The following is a 16,346-nucleotide window of genomic DNA, read 5'->3' on the forward strand; positions in this document are numbered from 1 at the left end:
CAGAAACAGTCGGTGCGTTCTCAGTGGCCCGCCGCTCGGGAGTACGCGCTCGGTGTCGAGCGATTGCCGATCACCCGCCCAACTACGATATAGCGGTCGACGGTGCTGCCGGGTGGTCGGCAACTGGTCACCCAGGCGCACTCGCTCAGGTGCGGTACTCCCGCCGGGTGTGGCGTCAGATCGAGAACCAGCAGCATGCCGAGGGTCGCGCTGGTTCCCGAATAATCCGCGGCCTGGGCGAGGTACGCGCGCTCCAATTCCGCCCGCGAGCTGTTCCGGAGCTCCCGTTTGACCTCGATGAAGAACCGGGTGACGCCGAATCCGATCATGATGTCGGCCCGTCCGGTGGCGACATTCGGGACTTCGACGGCGATGCGGCCGGCCAGCGGGCCTCGGCGCAGCCAGTCGGCGAAGTCGTCCTGCAGGCGGGCTTCCCGAGGTGGAGGCCGGGCCGGTGACAAGTAGTCGACCGCCGCCGACCGCTGCAGGTCATGCCGGGTGGCCAGGAAAGTGACGGTCTCGGCGAGCAGCGCGTCGAAGGACTGCCGAACGGATCCGGTGTAGTCGGCGCAGGGCTGGAGGCCGGTGACGAGACTGTCGAGGAGCCCGGCTATGACCGGATCGCGCAGGCTTCCGTGGCGTACGACGGTGTTGTAGGCCATGCCTTCCATCATGCGGAGGGCGTCATCGTCAACTTGACGGGCAAGTCGCGTGGCGGCGGGAAGACCTAGCTCGGCCACGATCGACGGCGCCAATGAGACAAGTCGTGAACAATCGGCGTCGTCGTCGGGTGAAGCCTCCGTTGACGTGTCCGGACGCTCGACGATCTCCCGCAGCCTGCCGACGCGGTCGGCGTCGTCCACCGCCGCGACACGCAACTGCACCAGCAACGTCTCCCGGCCGCGCAGAGCCGACGCGATGACCGGCCGGACGACTCGGGCGAGGCCGTCCTGATCGACTGCTCCCGGAACCGGAACCACAGCGCGGTCCAGGGCATACGCGTCCAGCAGAGCATCGATCATCGGCCAGGCATCGAGCCAGGCTGGTCGGGTCGTCGCATCCAGCGCCCGGGTCAGAATCGTCACCAGGCGCGCCCAGGCGAAGCCGGCCTCGGCGCGGGAACGACGCCAGGCCGGGACATGCCCGCGCCGGAACCCGTTCGCCCGCTCGTCGAGCAGGCGAAGCAGTCCCCGGTGCACGTCCCGGAGCGCGAGCTGGTCACCCCGCCGGAAGGCCATGACGGCGTCGATCCCGGTGCCGTACAGAGCCGCGTCACCACCGCACTCCTCGGCGGCCTCAGCGTGCGCCAGGTTCTTCCGCGCCGTCACCAGCACCGCGACCGGGTCATCGGTGCCCGGGTCGGCGGCGGATCGGATCTGGTGGAGGCCGGTCTCGAACGCCGCGCCGGCCGCCGCAGCCGGGTGCAGCCGCAATTCCGCCAGGGTACGCAGCAGCGCTCCGCTGACCGCCCGCTCGGCGCCCCACACGTCAAGCGCCGCGCCGAGCAACCGCGGCAATCGCTCCGCGTAGTCCGGGTCGAGGCCATCGGCCTCCTCCGGTGTCAACATCACGACCGTACGCATGATGTCGCCGGACCCGGCGATGGCCAGCCGCAGTGCGCCTTCGGCGAACGTCGCCGCGACCAGGGGCCGAGGTGTCGAGGCGCCGGTGAGGAAGACCCTGTGCAGGCGGGTCCCGTACGACTCGACGAACGCGCCCGAGCCCAGTAGTTCATCGGTGACGTCCAGCAGTGCCAGCGCACTCTGTTGCTGGGCGAGTCCCCGCAGGACCGCGGTCACGCCTTCGTCAGGAGCGCTGCCTCCGGGCTCGGCCAGCTGCTGGATCAGTGTGGCGCACAGCAATGGCGCGAGCGGCCCTGCGGCGCACCGCTCGATTTCCGGCGCGGGCGGCCCGGCGAGGCGTTCGACCACCGTGGCCAGTGCCGGAGGTGCACCCTCCATCGTCATCAGGAACCGGTCGAGCTCACCCGGCGTCACCACAACGGCTGTCCAGGACCGGGTGGCGAGATGATGGTCGAGGCGGTAAGCACTCGGGCGACCAGATCCTTGTCCGCGGTGGTGACCAGCACCTGCAGCCCGGGCGTCGCCTCGCAGAGCTGCTCCAGCGCGATCAGCAGGGCGGCGGCGTTGTCGTCCTGCACCTCCTCCGACCGGGGGCTGTCGATGAGCAGGAGCCCGGGATGGGTGGCCACGCCGTGACGATGGCCGATCCGGAGCAGGGCGACCACCACCGCGATTCGGAGCCGGAGCCGTTCGCCCGGCGACTGGGTGCCGAACCATTCCCGCGGACCGCCGGTCTTGTACACCTGCAGCCGCCCGGCCCGATCGGCGACGACCCGGTCGAGGTTGCGGAAACCGAAGCCCCGGGCGAGCACGGCGATGTCGGTGTTGAGCTCCTCGAAGAGGGTGTCGCTGGCCGCGGACTGCAGCGCGGTCAGCTCGGCGATGGCGGCGTCGAGCACCGTCCGCGCGTCGGTGGACGGGCGCTGTCGCGGCATCGACAGTGACTGCCAGGCGCTGACCATGCCTTCGAGCCGGGTCACCCGGTTCGCGAGTGACTGGCGCTGATCCTCAGCTTTCCCGCTGCGCACGCCGGCCAAGGTGCTTTCCACCTCGGCCAGCGCACGACGGCGGTCCGCGGCGTACGCGGCGTTGTCGTCGAGGCGGTGCCGAGACAGATCCTCGGCCTCCCGGCTGGCTTTCCATCGCCACTGGGCCTCCTGGATGGCGGCCTCGGCCTCGGCCGGATCGGAGGCCGTCAGACCGGTCGGCTCGGTGCACACCGCGCAGATCGCCGACGTCCGTTCGGCCGCGCGCCGCGCCGGGCTGATCGGCACCTCGCACCGGGGACACACCTCCGGGTCGAGAGCGTGGAAGAAGAACCGGGCCGCCTGGTGCTCGCGAAGGTCGGTGAGCCGCTTTTCGTCGACCCGGCGCTGCCAGCGGAGAAGTTCGTGGTTCTCGCGTGCCTCGCGCAGCGACCCTTCGGCGGTCACGGCCGCGGTGGTGAGGCCGGAGATGTCGGCGATCAGTGAAGCCGTCCCGGCGGGTTCACCGAGGGCGGCCAGTTCGCGGTGCGCCTCGGCCAGCCGGCGTTCCGCGTCGGCGCGCTGGGTGGCGAGCAGGGTCCACATCCGGGCCGAATCCGCCTCGGCCGCCCGGTCGGCCTCCCCGAGCTGGTCACGAGCCGTCCGCATCCGGCTGAGCAGCGCGGCGCCCGGCAGGTCCAGGAAGACTTGCAGGAGCCGGCCAGCCAGGCCACCGATGACTGTGTCACCCAGCAACGCCGAGTCGCCGCCGGGCGGCAGGTAGAGCGCGCCGAAGTACGCCGGCCAGCCGTACGTGGTCCGGCCGGAGGCGCTGCGGCTGGACGACGACTCCAGGCGCTCGAGGTCCAGCAGTTCCATCATCAGGTTCGCGACCATGGCAGCGAACGTGTCAGGTTCGGTCGCGTGCACGAGCTCCACGACTGCTCGTCCGGGATCGGCCGCGTCGGCCCCGGCCAGGCTCTCCTCGTCGGCCGCCGACAGGACCCGGCCCTCGATGAGTTGCCCGTGCCGAAGGCCGAGGCGGAAGCCCAGCGGGCGTCCCGCCACCGTGACATCGCAATCGAGCCGGCTCAGCCAGCTGCGGACGACACCCTGGAGGTTGGCGCGGGGTGAGCCGCGCAGGCACCAGGTGATCAGTTCCAGCACGCTGGTCTTGCCCCGGAGATTGTCGGCCGCCAGCACAGTGAGCCCGGTGCCGAATTGGAAGACCCGGTCGAACGGCCCCCGAGGCTCCACCGTCCGGGCGCCGGCGATGCGAAGCCGGCGCAGTTGCACCGGCCGCGGCAGTGCACCGGACAGGATCGGCGAGAAGCCGTGCCCCTCGAACACCCGCTCCACGACCGGCACCGGCACTCCCGCGCGGACCGCGATGCGGGTGGTGAGTTCCTCGGAGCTCATGCGGCATCGACCGACGACGGTTGCCGTTCGGCGGCGCATCGGCGCCAGCGTTGCTGGACGCGTGGCGCGATCGTGGCGATCTGGTCGCCGATCACCGCGTGGCGGTACTCGTCCTGCTGATACTGCCGCGCTTTCAGGCGGCTGCCGCCGTAACCGGTGGCCAGGCGGGCGACGAGCAGGGTGCGATCCACGAAATATCCGAACTCCGGGACGTCGTGCACGATCCGCTCGGCAGCCGACCGCCCGGTCCGGGTGAGGTAGTAGTCGTGCCGCCGGACCCGGCCGTCGACGGTGCCGCGCTTACGCCGCACAACCAGGTGGGCACTGCGAAGCACCGCCAGTGCGTCGTCCAGCGGTTCGTAGGCGCCGAAGAGGAACCGCATCATCGGGTAGCGCCGCACCTCCGGCTCGTCGGACTCCAGGATGCTGCCGGCCAGCTCGAGGAGCTCGGCGTCACCGCCCTGCTCGTAGTCGTTGAGCAACTCGTCGGCGAGGAAGTCGGGATTGCGCACCCAGAAGTCGAGCTTCTGCAGCAACACCTGGCTCTCCAGGACCGCCACCGCGTCGGCCGGTGCCAGATCGTTCGCCGCCGGATCGCCGACGTGGTCGCTGACCGTGGGCGCGATCGGCGTGGCCGCCGCGGAAATGATCAAAAGGATCCGTACGGCATCCTGCCCGCGGCTGGTGGCGCTCATTCCACCGGGCTTGATTGGGGACACGGATCGCATTCTAGGAAGACGATCGGCCGCTCGCTAGACCATGTGGATTGTCCTGATTGCTGAGCTGCGCCCGCAATTAGCAGAAAGGTCAGAGCGGCTGAAGATTCACTCATCCTGATTTTTTTCGGCTGCAGTAGAACCCGACAGGCTGAATAGCCTTGTCTCGATCTTGGCCGCGCCCGCAGAATCTATGCACCCGTGAGGCAAGGGATATGGTGTGGCGCGAGCCTGGACGGATCTTCCTCTTGATCAGCCGATTGTCGTCGAAGGGCCGACTGCGAGCGCGCTGGAGTTATCGATGGAGCCGCTCCCGGCAGATGCGCCCGCCGTCATCACCTACGAGGCGACCGCGCCGCGTCGTCCGGCCCAGCTCATCGACGACCTGCTGGATCGGCTGGATCGGGTAGCCCGCGAGTTGTTCCCGGCCTGGCTGCCGGCCGCTGCCGGGATCGACGATCCGGCCGGCGCCGGTGTGGTGGCGGTGCGGTCGATCGCCCTGCGCGCCGCCCGGGAGGGTGACCTTTTCGGGCCGTTCCTGGCCGACCTGGCCGAGCGGGCACTGCGTGGTTCGGGGGCGCCTGGTCGTTTTTCTCCGGAGACCCGGGCGGCTGAACTGGCAAAGGTGATCGCCCGGAGCTTCGGCCGGCGGCGTATTGCGATCTTGACCAGTCTTCCGCCCGGTCTGACTCCGGAGAACGAGCAGGCTCTAGTCTCGGCCGCGCGCTGGCTCGCGGACAACGGTGGCTACGGGATCTGGTTCGCCGGGGGTGCCCTCGACTCGGTCGACAACGTGGCGCGCGTGCGGGTCCGGCCGGCGTCCGGCGCAACCGTCCCGATCGAGGAACCCGGCGCCGACGAGCGCACCCGGGACAGTCCGGTCGGATACCCCGCGATCGCTGGCCGGCCGCACCCGGCCAGTCGCGCCGAGCAGTCGCTGGAGGCCGCTCTGGGAAGCGTGGATTGGGCCGGCGGGCGTGAGTGGAATCAGTGGTACCAGGCGCATCCGCTGACCAATCCTGTCCGTGTCGACCTCCTCTGGCGCGCCGAGCGGTGTGTCGTCGAGATCGACGGGGCGGAACATCGGGATCCCGAGCGTTTCGCCGCCGACCGGCAACGCGACGTGCAGCTCCAGCTCGCCGGATATGCCGTGCTCCGATTCACCAACGCCCAGGTCGTTCAGCATCGTGACCTGGTCCTGTCACAACTTCGTCAATTCCTTGACGGGCGTCGGGCCGAACATCGCGAAAGGGCCATTCATGAGTGACTTAAAACTTTCTTTGCCGGAACGCGCCATTCTATTGATCTTGATGGCGGCGAATGCCGAGCTGTCCAACAAGCAGATAGCGGAAATTTACGCACCTGGCCTGCAGCTGACCGGTAAATCCCGGGTCAAGCTCGTCGACGCGAAGCTGATCGAGTGTCGCAAAGAGGGTAGATCCTTCGTCTTCTCGCTTGCTGACGGCGGCTGGTGGTGGGGCCGGGAGGAGCTGACCCGAGAAGTGCCGAAGGGCGCCGGATCGGCCGGGCAGGCCCTGTACGCGGTGCTCAAGCGGCTGGATCACTATCTCGACGCGACCGGCCGCAGCCTGGCCCAGGTGCTCGGTGTCCAGCCCGAGAGCGACGACCGCGAGGTGGTTCCGGTGGCCGCTGCGTCGGAGAGTCGTCCGGCAGCGGACGAGATCGAGAAGCGGGTCCGCCGGGCGTACGGCGAGCTGGCGAAAGCAGCCGGCGACTGGGTCGGTCTCGCCGACCTGCGGCAGCACTTCAGCGACGTCGCCACGGCTGACCTCGACGGCGTGCTGCGGCTGATGGCGCGGATGCCGGGTGTGCACCTCGAGGAGGAGACCAACCAGAAAGGACTGGAGGGCCGGGATCGCGCCGCCGCAGTGGTCATCGGCAGCCGGGATCACCACGCGCTGGCGATCGAGGAGCTATGACGGAGGACGGCCTCAAGGCCCTCTCCAGCCTGCGGATCAACGTCACGCCGACCGCCGACGACGTCTGGCGCCGCTCGGAGTTCCACGTCGACACCCTGAACCGGGAGGTGGCGCGGGGGGTTCTCGACGCCATCGCGGACGCCCGGGACAGTCCATCCGGCAGCCCGGTCGGTGTCGTGGTCCAGGGCCAGCGGGGCACCGGCAAGACCCACCTCCTCGGCTGGGTACGCGAGCAGGTCCAGGGCCAGGACGGTTACTTCTTCCTGGTCGGTCTCCTGGACGGTACGCGCTTCTGGCACAGCGTGGCGCACTCGATGCTAACCGGCCTGGCTCGCCGGATCGACGGGCAGGAGACGCAGTCGCAGGTCTTCCTGCGCCGCCTCACGCTGCTGACCGGGGTCCCCTTCGCTGAGCGGCAGGCGCTCATCGGTGCTGCCCCGCTGCTCCGCCCGGCTGTCGATGCGCTCCTGGACGCCCTCCACCGGCACGCGCCCGATGTCGCGATGGAATGCCGGCACACCGTTCGCGCGCTGGCGCTCTACAACGCCGGTGACTTCCGGGCGCGGGAGGTGGGGAGCAACTTCCTGCAGTCCGGTGAGGAGTGCGAGCCGGGTGAGCGCGCGCCGTGGGGTCTGCCCCGTGAGGTGCATCCGCCGGAGAAGGTGGTCAGTGAACTCTCCTGGCTGCTGTCCTTGACCGGCCCGTCGGTGATCGCCGTGGATCAGGTCGACGGGCTGCTGGCACCGGTCGCCAAGGCGATCCAGGCCGGGCAGCGCGCCGAGTGGCAGGACTCCCTGCAACTCGATCAGATCGCCAACGGATTGATGGATCTGCGCGAACGTACGCACAAGACCGTCACCGTGATCGCCGCTCAGCACGCGACCTGGGAGGTGATCAAGAAGAACGCGATCGCGTCGGTCCAGGATCGCTTCGTCGCACGGCAGCACCTGGGTTCGGTGCCGTCCGCGACGGTCGGTCGCGAGCTCGTCGCGCGACGCCTGACACCGCACTACGAGTCGACGGGCTTCGTCGCGCCGTACCCCACCTGGCCGGTCCAGGAACAAGCGTTCGACGACGCGGTGAACTTCAAGCCGCGCGAGATCTTGCAGATCGTCGACGATCACATCCGGGGGTGCGTCAACGACGGTGTCGTACGCGAGCTGGCCGAACTCCAGGCCTCCCGGACCATCGTCGACGAGACGCCCGTCCTCCGGCCACCGGACGCGGATCTGATCGCGATCGACAGGACGTTCGCTGAGCTCATCGCGGCCGCGACCATCGACGACGTGCTCAGCTCCAGTGCCGAAGACCTGGAATTGCCCGGTCTGTTGTCGGCCGGGTTGCAGGCCTGGATCCTCGAACGGGGTTCCGCGGGCCGGTATTTCGAGCAGGACCCGCCGCCGAGCACCAAACCGGCGTTGCACGCCCGGCTCCGCCGCACTATCGACGATGAGACCGAGGTGGAGGCGCACTGGGGCTTCCGTGGCATCGCGCCGGACTATCACCCCAACGCCGTTCTCAACCGCATTCGTGCCGGCTGCACCGAAGCGGGTCTGGCCGGCGGCGTACAAAATCGGCGGTTGTTCTTTCTCCGTAACGCGGAGTGGCCGCGGAGCGCCAAGAACCGGGAGGCGTCGGCGGCCTTCGAAGAAGCCGGTGGCCGGCGTCTGACGGTGACCGACGAGGATCTCCGGATCCTGTGGGCGTTGCGGGACCTGCTCGCGAAAGCGCCGCCGGACCTGCCGGCCTGGCTCTTGGCGCGGCAACCGACCGGCAAGGTCGCCTTCCTCCGGGAGGCGCTGGCCGACGCAGGGGCCGACCTGCCGGCACCCGACCTTTCGGCTCCGGCACCGGTGCGCGAGGAGACGCCCCGCGAGGAGCCCGGACCGGTGGAATCGGCCCGGCCGGTCATGACGCCGCTCGGACCGGCCATTTCGCTCGGCGTCAGCTTCGACACCGCAGAACCGGTGATGGTGGAGCTCGAGGCGCTCCGGAAGCACACCGCGATCTTCGCCGGCTCGGGCTCCGGCAAGACGGTCCTGCTGCGCCGGATCATCGAGGAGTGCGCGCTGCAGGGCGTCTCCACGATCGTGCTCGACCCCAACAACGACCTTGCCCGGCTGGGTGATCCATGGCCGGAGCAGCCGTCCGCGTGGGGCCCGGGCGATGCCGGCAAGGCGCAGGACTACCTGCAGAACACCGAAGTGGTGATCTATACGCCGCGTCGGGCGGCCGGGCGGCCGATCACCTTCCAGCCGCTCCCGGACTTCCATCAGCTCCTCAACGACCCGGACGAGTTCGAGGCGGCCGTGGATGCCGCGCTCGCCGCGCTCTCCCCACGGGCGAAGGTGGACGGCAGGACCGCCAAGGCGGAAAAGGGCCGGGCCGTCCTGAAGGAGGCGCTCGTCCACTACGCCCAGCGGCATAGGGATACCTCGTTGCGCGGTTTCATCGGCATGCTCGACGACCTGCCGGACACCGCCAGCAGATTCGGGGCCGATGCCACCAAGATTGCTGCGGACCTGGGCCAGTCGCTGACCGCGGCCACCGTGATCGATCCACTGTTCGGCGGGGTCGGGCAGCCGGTGGACCCGGGTGAACTGCTGACTCCCGCAGAGGGGAAACGTGCCCGGGTCTCGGTGATCAGCCTGATCGGCCTGCCCAGCGACGATCAGAAGCAGAGCTTCGTCAACCAGCTCCAGATGGCACTGTTCGCCTGGATCAAGCGAAATCCGGCCGGGGAGCGGCCGCTCGGCGGCCTGTTCGTGATGGACGAGGCGCAGACCTTCGCCCCGTCCGGCGCGATGACCGCCTGCACCGGGAGCACGTTGTCGCTCGCCTCCCAGGCCCGCAAGTACGGACTGGGACTGGTCTTCGCCACCCAGTCGCCGAAGGGGCTGCACAACCAGATCCCGGGCAACGCCGCGACCCAGTTCTTCGGTTTGCTGAACGCGCCCGTCCAGATCGAAGCCGCGCGAGAGGTGGCCCGGGCCAAGGGCGGGGATCTGCCCGGCATCTCGCAGCTGCGCGGCGGCGAGTTCTACGTCGCGGTAGAAGGCTCGTCGTTCAGCAAGGTCCGCACGTCACTGTGCTTGAGCCACCATCCGAAAAGTCCGTTGACCCAGGAGGAAGTGATTCAGTACGCCAGCGCGGGCCTCGACCTGCAGAGGAGCGCCGAGCAGCCCTAACGTGATGGATCCCGCGACTCCCGCTGTCAAGCGTCCAGGCGGAGGTCGGGGTGGCGGCCGGCGACTGTGCGCATGCGCCAGCGGTGCGGGAAGACGGCCAGCAGGGCGCCGTCGCGGACGCGGGTCATCACCTCGATGTTCGACTCGGCGCGCAGGATCTCCCGGCCGGCCTCGTCGGTGCGGGCGGCCACCTCGTACGGCAGGTGGTTGAGGGTCACCTTGACGCCGAACTCGGCCTCGAGACGGTGTGTCGCGACCTCGAACTGCATCGGTCCGACCGCGGCGAAGACCGGTACGCCGTCGCCGCGCTGCTCGGAGCGCAGGACCTGGACCACGCCCTCGCCGTCGAGCTGCTCGATGCCGCGGCGGAACCGCTTGTACGTCGAGGTGTCCGCGGCGGTCACCGCCGCGAAGTGCTCCGGCGGGAACGACGGCAGGGCCGGGTACTTCACCGGTGTCCCGACGTAGAGCGTGTCGCCGATGCCGAGCGTCGTCGCGTTGACCAGGCCGACCACGTCACCGGGGTAGGCCTCGTCGATCGTCTCGCGGCCCTGGCCGAAGATCTGCTGCGCGTACTTGGTGGCGAACGGCTTGCCGGTGCCGGCGTGCGTGACGATCATGCCGCGCTCGAACTTGCCGGAGTTGATCCGTACGAAGGCGAGCTGGTCGCGGTGGGTCCGGTTCATGTTCGCCTGGATCTTGAAGACGAACCCGGAGAAGGCGCCCTCGACCGGGCGGTCGTCGCCGGCGACGGTGGGCCGGGCCTCCGGCGGCGGAGCCAGCTCGACCAGGATGTTCAGCAGCTGGCTCACGCCGAGGTTGGCCACCGCCGCGCCGAACAGCACCGGGGTGCTCTTCGCCGCGAGGAACTCCGCCTCGTCGAAGTCGGCGCCGGTCATCTCGAGCAGCTCGAGCTCCTCGGTCGCGGTGGTCCAGTCCGCGCCGAACCGCTCGGCCGCCTCGTCGGCGCTCATCTCCTCCTCGACGGCGAGGTCGGCGCCACCGGGCGCGCGCTCCATCCGGACGAACGCGCCGGTGCGGCGGTCGACCACGCCGCGGAAGTGCCCGGCGATGCCGACCGGCCAGGTCAGCGGCGTCGGCTTCAGCCCGATCCGCTGCTCGATCTCGTCCATCAGCGCGAGCGCGTCGAGGCCGGGCCGGTCCCACTTGTTGATGAACGTCATCACCGGGATGTTGCGCTGCCGGCACACCTCGAACAGCTTCAGCGTCTGCGGCTCCAGGCCCTTGGCCGCGTCGAGCAGCATGACCGCGCTGTCGACAGCGGTCAGCACCCGGTAGGTGTCCTCGGAGAAGTCGGCGTGCCCGGGGGTGTCCAGCAGGTTGATCACGACGTCCCGGTAGGAGAACTGCAGCGCCGCCGAGGTGACGGAGATGCCGCGCTCCTGCTCCATCGCCATCCAGTCGGAGACCACGCCCTTGCGGTCGCCCTTGCCGTGCACCGCGCCGGCCTGCCCGATCACCCGCGCGTGCAGAGCGAGCGCCTCGGTCATCGTCGACTTGCCGGCGTCCGGGTGTGAGATCACCGCGAACGTACGCCTTCGTTTCGCCTCAACGGCCACACCCGCCGCCGACGCCAGCACGTTCTGACTCACGTTCTCGCTCCCCGACCTTGTTCTCGACGCCTCAAGCGCGCATCCGGTGTACGACCTGCCGCACGTATCTTCTCGCAGGCGCTGATGAGTCGTAGCGCAGGGTGATCGCCCTCACCCGGTGCGGCCGGCGAGCCCGGCGACGCCGGTGGGACGCGCGCCCGGGGGAAACGCCGAACGGCGGCCCGCTGAATCAGTCGGGCCGCCGTTCGTCAAACGAAGATCAGAGCGGGCGGATGTTGTCCGCCTGCAGGCCCTTCTGGCCCTGGGTGATGTCGAACTCCACCTTCTGGTTCTCCTCGAGGCTGCGGAAGCCGCTCGACGCAATCGCGGAGAAGTGGGCGAAGACGTCAGCGCCGCCGTCGTCCTGGCTGATGAAGCCGAAGCCCTTGTCGGCGTTGAACCACTTCACGGTACCTGTAACCATTGTCTTGCTCCTTAGCGAGCTGTTCGAGACCGCACTGCGCGATCTCGTACGCCGCTGTGTTGATCACCCGCGTCGAACCGACACGTCCAACGAAAAAGCGCCTTGACGGGTTGACTGAAACCCATCAGGCGCCGAAAACGTCTACGGAAATCAAAACTGCAACGTCGAAACCGTAGCACAGGATTCTGGGTCGTCCAGCGCGTGGCACGCGCGCGATCCCGGTCACAGGACGTGTCGGTTATGGGTGATCCCCCGATTCGGCGGAGGTGCCGTCGCGCCCGATGCGGGTACAGTGGGTGGCGGATCAGCTCGTGAGAAGGCGCCCGTGCCGGGCGATGCAGCTGACAACTCAGGGCAAGCCGTCATGGGCGAAAGCATGGCGGTTTCCAGATGGCTACCGTGCCACGCCTCCCCCCAGGCGTCACGACCACCACGCGCAGACGGATCGTCCCGCCCGCTGCTCAGGACGCAGGCGGCCGGCGTTCCGGCCACGAGTTACACCGACACCCCAGGAGAGCGACTTCCGTGCTAGCCCCGCCCCCGGTCACTGCCTCAACGTTGCGCGAGCCCGCCAAGACCCTGCGCGAGAAGGGTGCGGACAGCTTCCACGCCGCCCTCGCCGCGGTCCTGACGTCCGCGCTTGACGACGCCCTCGCCACGGGTGACCACGCGAGAGCCGTCAACATCATCAACCGCGGCTTCGCGGAAGGCACCCCGCAGGTGGGTTGCGACCTGCTCTGCCGGGCCATCTCGGTGGTCGGCGCGGCCCGGACGTGGACCGTCCAGCTCGCCCCGCCGACCGCGGTGCGGCAGCGCTCAGCGCCGTAACCGATCGACGTGAGAAAGGCCGGGCCGCGCGAGCGGCCCGGCCTTCTTGTCGTTCCCCGGAAACGCGAGCGGCCACAGAGAAGGACCGGACCCGCGAGCGGCGGGTCCGGCCCTTCAGAGAGAGCTAAAGGCTGACGGTGAACGCCACCGTCGCGGCCGGGCTGACCAGCCCGGTGCCGCCCACCGCGGTCACCGTCACGGTCGTCGGCGTGGCCTTCGCGACGGTCACGGTGACCGGCGCCTGCAGGGTGCTGCCGCTGACCGTGGTGTAGGCGCGGCCGTTGACCAGCACCTGGTAGCCGGTGATGCCGGACAGGCCGGCGGCCGGCGCCGTCCAGGTCACCGTGAACGACGTTCCGGTGGTGCCCTTGGCGGCCGGGCTGGTGATCACCGGCGCGCCCGGCTTGGCCGAGTCGACCAGGACGGTGCCGGCGGCCGCTTCGGTGGTGAGCCCGGTCAGGTTGGTGGTCTGCACGACGATCTGCCAGGACCCGTCCTCGGGGACCGTGACGGTGGCCGTGGTGGCGGTGGTGGCCACCTTGACCGTCCGGCTGCCGTTGGACGCGACGACCGTGTACCCCTTGACGCCCGACTCGGCGTCGCTGCCCGCCGACCAGGAGACCTTGACCGCGCGGGTCGCCTGGCTGGCCGGCACGGTGGTCGGCTGGGCGGCGGTGGGTGCGGTGGTGTCGAACCAGACCGGGCCGGTCGTGCCCGCCGTGCTGGTGTTGCCGGCGTTGTCGACGGCCTGGACGGTCCAGGTGTGCTTGCCGGGCGGGGTGGTCACGGTCGCCGTGGTGGTCGTGGCGGTGGTGACCCGGGTGCCGTCCAGGGAGAGGACGTATTCGGCGATGCCGGTGGTGCGGTCGGTGGCGGCGGCCCAGGTGACCACGGTCCGGTCGTCCGCGCCGGAGACCTTCACCTGGGCGGGGACGGTCGGGGCGGTCGGGTCGTACGTGTAGCTGACCGACTCGGCCGGCGAGCTGAGCCCGGCGTTGTTGACCGCGGCCACGCTGACCGTCTGGCGCCCCTCGGACGGCTTGTACGAGTAGCTGGTCGTGGTGCCCGGCACGATCGTCTTCTGCGTGCCCACCGTCACCACGTACGACGCGATGCCGGAACCGGAGTCGGTCGTCGCGTTCCAGGTGACCGTGACCGGCGCGGTCCGGGCGGTGCTGTCGGCGACCGGCGTCATGATGGTCGGCGCGGACGGCGCGGTCCGGTCGGTCCACGCCGTGTACGTCGCGGCCGCCCCGGTGTTGCCGGCCGCGTCCACGCCGGTGATCGTCCAGGTGTGCCGGCCCTCGGCGGCGGTGTTCGGCGCCTCGGCCTTGGTGACCAGGACCGCCGCGCCGTCGTCGACCTGCACCTTCCACGACACCGGGGAACCGGCGGCGGAGCCCGCGACCCAGGTGAGCTTCGACTGGTCGGTGGCGAGCTTGATGGTCTTGGCCAGGTCCGGCGTGAGCGTGTCGACCTTGATCGTGCCGGTGGCCGCCTTGGAGACCACCCCGGCGAGGTTCTTCGCGACCACGGTCACCGGGAAGGTGCCGTCGGCCGAGAGGGTGACCGTGGTGGAGGTGGTGTCCCCGTCGACGACGGTCGCCCGGCCGCCCACGGTCACGGTGTACGAGCTGATCCCGGAGCCCGGCGCGGACGCGGCGCTCCAGGCGAGCGTGACCTGCCGGCTGTTCTGCCAGGTGTCGGCGCTCGGCGCGGTGATGACCGGTGAGACCGGTGCGGACGGGTCGATCCACAGGGTGGTCTCGGTGGCGGTGCCGACGTTGCCGGCGGCGTCCGACGGGGTGACCGACACGGTCCGCCGGCCGGCCGCGATGCTCACCTTCGCGGTGGGGGAGGTGACGGTGGCGGTGAGCGTGCCGTCGACGCGCACCGCGTACGAACGGGTGGTGCCCTTGTCGGCCGGAGCCGTCCAGGAGACGGTCTTGCCGTCGGCGGAGACCTTGAGGGCGGTGACCGCGTCCGGCGCGGTCGAGTCGCGCAGGATCGACTTCGCCGCGCTGCTCTTGATCAGGCCGGAGCCGTTGACCCCGACGACCGTCACCGTGTTGGTGCCCTCGGCCAGCGCGACGTCCGCGGTCAGCGTGTCGCCGCCGGTCTCGGCCGCCGTGCTGCCGTTGACCAGCACCCGGTACGCGGAGATCCCGGATTCCTTGTCCGCGGCCGCGCTCCAGGTGATCGCCTGGGTGGCGGTGTTCGTCATGGTCGCGGTCGTGGTGATGACCGGTGCGGTGTTCGGGACGGTGGTGTCCGCGGCCGCCGCGACCTCGATCGTGGCGGTGGTCGCGCCGACCGAGGTCACCTTCACCGTCTGGTTGGTGCCGGGCACCGCCCACACACCGTTGAGCGGCAGGTTCGCCGCCGAGAACGCCGAACTGCTGGTCGGCTGCAGGTCGAGCAGCTGGGTGGTCGGCGGGTTCGTCGCGGTCCGCAGGTGCGCCTGGACGCCGGCCCAGTACGGCGCGCGGGTGTCCCGGCCGGTCGCCGGGCGGAAGTCGACGAACACCGTGCCGGCCGAGGTGGCGAGCTTCACGCCGGTCGTGCCGGAGTGCGTCGACAGCGCCGACAGGTCCACGGTGGTCTTCTGCGAGGTGGACGCCGTGACGGTCTGCGCGAGGCCCAGGTAGTCACCGAACGCCGAGTTCAGGTTCCCGGAGGCGTAGCCCTGCATGGCGTAGCCCATCACGTCGGTGACGTCGTTGTACTCCGCGATGGTGCACGAGGTGGACAGCGTGACCCGGCCGCCGGTGCCCGAGCAGGTCGCCTTGTTGGCGTGCCCCAGGCCGATGTTGTGGCCGAACTCGTGGGTGAGCACGTCCTCCCACGGGTAGCCGTTGATCCAGATGATCGACCCGTTCACCGAGCCCAGCCCGGCCCACGAGCAGCCCGACTGCTTCGGGAAGTAGACCGCGACGTGCTGGGTCGCGTCGGTCGGTGAGGTGAGCCCGTTCGCGGCGAGGGCCGCCTGGTAGATCGCGGTGGTGTTGCAGCTCCCGGACGGCGCCGACACCTGCTTCCAGTCGCGGACGTCGACGTTGATGGCGATGCCGCCGTTCGACTGCTCGGCCCAGTAGCTCTTCGCCTTGGTGGCGAGGGTGGTGAGCGAGCTCGGCGTCTCGGCGTCCTTCGCCGACCAGAAGACCGGCAACACGGTCAGCGTGTGCGAGCCGATCGCGGCCTCCTGCGTCGCTGCCGCCGCCGTACCGGTCAGCCGGGCCGCGACGACCGCCGCCGAGCTCGACCCGAGCGCGCGGGCCGTGCTCGAGGCCGCCACCGGTGTCGTCCCGGCCGCGTCGGTGAGCGCCTCGGCCCGGCTCGTGCCGGGCCGCGTCTTCAGCTTCAGGGTGGCCTGCTGGCCGGAGTCCGCGCCGGCCAGGGCGCCGGCCGGGACCGGCAGGAGCAGATCATCGACCTGTACGAAGGCCTGCTCCTGCTCGGCGCCCTCCGGCGTGCCCGGCAGCGGGTCGACGACGACTGACTGGACCGTCCCGGTGACGGACAGGGTCTCGGTGGCGGTGGCCGCGAACGCGGTACCCGGCGCGAGCCAGGCGGCCGCGACCGCGGAGGTGACGATCGCGCCACCGAGGCTCTGGACGAACAACCGATTGGGTGTCATGCGTGCTGCTATCGACGGCCCCCGGCGGGACCT

The 16,346-nt window shown here is 70.0% G+C and carries 10 protein-coding genes; 4 read left to right on the forward strand and 6 right to left on the reverse strand.

Annotation, left to right across the window (positions count from 1 at the left end; genetic code table 11):
- Positions 1-20 precede the first annotated feature (20 nt).
- Genes ADL15_RS28720 through ADL15_RS28730 form a run of 3 tightly spaced genes read right to left on the reverse strand, consistent with a single transcriptional unit; the run spans position 21 to position 4,686 of the window.
- Positions 21-1,997 (reverse strand): hypothetical protein, encoded by a 1,977-nt coding sequence (locus ADL15_RS28720; protein WP_157441662.1) that lies wholly within the window; start codon positions 1,995-1,997, stop codon positions 21-23.
- Positions 1,994-3,967 (reverse strand): ATP-binding protein, encoded by a 1,974-nt coding sequence (locus tag ADL15_RS53325; protein WP_067697705.1) that lies wholly within the window; start codon positions 3,965-3,967, stop codon positions 1,994-1,996. The genes ADL15_RS28720 and ADL15_RS53325 overlap by 4 nt, the downstream gene beginning before the upstream one ends.
- Positions 3,964-4,686, reverse strand: a complete 723-nt coding sequence (locus tag ADL15_RS28730) for a hypothetical protein (RefSeq protein WP_232344419.1) — start codon at positions 4,684-4,686, stop codon at positions 3,964-3,966. The genes ADL15_RS53325 and ADL15_RS28730 overlap by 4 nt, the downstream gene beginning before the upstream one ends.
- A gap of 217 nt (positions 4,687-4,903) precedes the next feature.
- On the opposite strand from ADL15_RS28730, the gene ADL15_RS28735 reads away from it, so the two are divergent.
- From ADL15_RS28735 to ADL15_RS28745, 3 genes are read left to right on the forward strand one after another with little or no spacing between them, the layout of a single operon-like run.
- Positions 4,904-5,950: an endonuclease domain-containing protein gene (locus tag ADL15_RS28735; protein ID WP_157441663.1), complete on the forward strand. Its 1,047-nt coding sequence runs from the start codon at positions 4,904-4,906 to the stop codon at positions 5,948-5,950.
- On the forward strand, positions 5,904-6,623 hold the full coding sequence (locus ADL15_RS28740; protein ID WP_157441664.1) for a hypothetical protein: 720 nt from the start codon (positions 5,904-5,906) through the stop codon (positions 6,621-6,623). The genes ADL15_RS28735 and ADL15_RS28740 overlap by 47 nt, the downstream gene beginning before the upstream one ends.
- Positions 6,620-9,811: a helicase HerA domain-containing protein gene (locus tag ADL15_RS28745; RefSeq protein ID WP_067697709.1), complete on the forward strand. Its 3,192-nt coding sequence runs from the start codon at positions 6,620-6,622 to the stop codon at positions 9,809-9,811. Before ADL15_RS28740 ends, ADL15_RS28745 begins: the two co-directional genes overlap by 4 nt.
- A gap of 26 nt (positions 9,812-9,837) precedes the next feature.
- On the opposite strand, the gene ADL15_RS28750 is transcribed toward ADL15_RS28745, so the two are convergent.
- Positions 9,838-11,424, reverse strand: coding sequence for a peptide chain release factor 3 (locus ADL15_RS28750; RefSeq protein WP_067697711.1), 1,587 nt, complete (start codon positions 11,422-11,424; stop codon positions 9,838-9,840).
- 220 nt (positions 11,425-11,644) lie between these two features.
- Positions 11,645-11,848 (reverse strand): cold-shock protein, encoded by a 204-nt coding sequence (locus ADL15_RS28755; RefSeq protein ID WP_067697713.1) that lies wholly within the window; start codon positions 11,846-11,848, stop codon positions 11,645-11,647.
- Between the two features lie 558 nt (positions 11,849-12,406).
- Here ADL15_RS28755 and ADL15_RS28760 point away from each other — a divergent pair.
- Positions 12,407-12,676, forward strand: a complete 270-nt coding sequence (locus tag ADL15_RS28760) for a hypothetical protein (protein WP_067697716.1) — start codon at positions 12,407-12,409, stop codon at positions 12,674-12,676.
- A gap of 124 nt (positions 12,677-12,800) precedes the next feature.
- Here ADL15_RS28760 and ADL15_RS28765 read toward each other — a convergent pair whose 3' ends face one another.
- On the reverse strand, positions 12,801-16,313 hold the full coding sequence (locus ADL15_RS28765; RefSeq protein WP_157441665.1) for a hypothetical protein: 3,513 nt from the start codon (positions 16,311-16,313) through the stop codon (positions 12,801-12,803).
- Positions 16,314-16,346 lie beyond the last annotated feature (33 nt).

Source organism: Actinoplanes awajinensis subsp. mycoplanecinus (assembly GCF_001509495.1).
Lineage (GTDB): Bacteria > Actinomycetota > Actinomycetes > Mycobacteriales > Micromonosporaceae > Actinoplanes > Actinoplanes palleronii.

Bases quoted from the DNA above. Each gene is read 5' to 3' on its own strand.
- ADL15_RS53325 (WP_067697705.1), bottom strand. From the start codon at position 3,967: ATGAGCTCCGAGGAACTCACCACCCGCATCGCGGTCCGCGCGGGAGTG.
- ADL15_RS28745 (WP_067697709.1), top strand. From the start codon at position 6,620: ATGACGGAGGACGGCCTCAAGGCCCTCTCCAGCCTGCGGATCAACGTC.
- ADL15_RS28755 (WP_067697713.1), bottom strand. From the start codon at position 11,848: ATGGTTACAGGTACCGTGAAGTGGTTCAACGCCGACAAGGGCTTCGGC.
- ADL15_RS28765 (WP_157441665.1), bottom strand. From the start codon at position 16,313: ATGACACCCAATCGGTTGTTCGTCCAGAGCCTCGGTGGCGCGATCGTC.